We start from the raw sequence: 1752 nt of genomic DNA, 5'->3' as shown, positions 1-1752 counted from the left end.
TGCTGGCGCTGTTTCTGCGGCCGCGGCTGTCGTTCTGGGTGAGCGTAGGTGTGCCGGTTGCCTTTATGGGAGCCATTTTTCTTGCGTCGCTCCTTGGCCTGTCGATCGACGGAATATCCACGTTCGGATTCATTCTTGTGCTGGGCATTCTGGTCGACGATGCGGTGGGGGTGGGTGAACGCGTGTATTCACTGCAATACAGATCCGGAGCATCGCACTCCAGCGAAGGCCTGCTGAATGCGGCGATCGATGGCACGCGGCAGGTATCGGTGCCGGTGATTTTTGGCGTGCTGACAACGGCTACCGCCTTCGTACCGGTCATGCTCGGGCCGGGCACCATCGGTCAGATTCAGTCAATCATTGCGACCGTTGTGCTCTGCTGTCTGACGTTTTCTCTGATCGAATCTCAGCTCATCCTGCCCGCCCACCTGGGTCATCGGCGTGCGGAATCGGCCGCGTCGGAGGTCGGCCTCATGCTCACGCCTCTGCTTGCGATTGTGCTGCTCGAACTTTCGTGGAGTACGCGTAGTTTCATCGCCATGGCGATCGCGACCCTCGCCATATTTTTCGCCTGGCACCTGGTGGGTGGTTACGACCGGTTTGCGCGGAACGTTATCATCTGGCAGCAGCGGTTTTCAGACAAACTGGAATACCTGATTCAAAACCGCTTCAGGCGCCTGGTTACCCGCGCCATCACTGCGCGGTATGTGACGGCGGCCGCGGCGGTTGCCGTCTTTATCGCCACCATCGGTGCGGTGGCAGGTGGGCATATGCCGTTCTCGTTCTTTCCCTCGATTGCCGCTGACGCTGTCACTGCAAACCTGACGATGCCGTTGGGTACCCCTGCGCGGGTGACCGAAGAGATCGTCGATTCGATAGCGGTGAAAGGAGAGCAACTTGCCCGCCAGCTCGCGAAAGAGTATCCGGATGCGCCACCGGTGGTCCACATGCTGTCAGCCCTGGGTGGTCATCCGGTGAGCGAATCGGCTGCGGGTCCATTCGCGCCTGGCCTCAACTCCTCCGGTGGCCATCTCGCTGAGGTAACCCTCCAGTTGAGGCCCGGCGAGGAGCGCGAGGTCGAGACGTTGGAAGTTGCCCAGCGCTGGCGTGAGGCCGTGGGCGTTGTGCCCGACGCGGTTGAACTGACCTTCGCGTCATCGAGCTTCAGCGTGGGCGCTGAAATCGACATTCAGCTCGAAGGCGGAAATCTGGATGAGCTGCGCGAAGTTGCCGCAAGATTCAAGGCGGCTCTGGCAAATTATCCGGGCGTGGTAGATATCGGTGATTCCTTCAGAGCCGGCAAGCGCGAACTGCAGCTGGACATTCTCCCCGCGGGTGAAGCCCTGGGTCTGTCACTCGGCATGCTGGCACGCCAGGTTCGACAGGCGTTCTACGGTGAGGAAGTACAACGTATTCAACGAGGCCGCGACGACGTTCGCGTCATGTTGCGGTATACCGAGTCAGAGCGTCGCACCCTGGGTGCCCTCGAAGACATGCGCATCCGTACGCGAGACGGTTCGGAAGTACCGTTTGCAACGGTCGCTAAAGCAACCTTAGGCCATGGATTTTCCTCGATCAGGCGGATTGACGGTCAGCGCGTGGTTAACGTCACCGCCGATGTCGATCGAACAGTCATCACCGCCAACGAAATTCTGGCGAAGTTTGGCGCCGGGGCCATGCCGGAGATCATGCGCGACTACCCAAGGGTTACGTTCTCCCTGGAGGGATCTCAGCGAGAGCAGGGCGAAGCAT

The 1752-nt window shown here is 60.1% G+C and carries 1 protein-coding gene; it reads left to right on the top strand.

The features are described from left to right. A partial coding sequence (locus WBM60_RS14530) for an efflux RND transporter permease subunit (RefSeq protein ID WP_424283247.1) occupies positions 1-1752 on the top strand: 1752 nt, incomplete at both ends.

The organism is Eudoraea sp., from assembly GCF_049669105.1.
GTDB lineage: Bacteria > Bacteroidota > Bacteroidia > Flavobacteriales > Flavobacteriaceae > Eudoraea.
The sequence above is the reverse complement of the archived record's forward strand: the minus strand, read 5'-3'. Positions and strand labels throughout refer to the sequence as shown.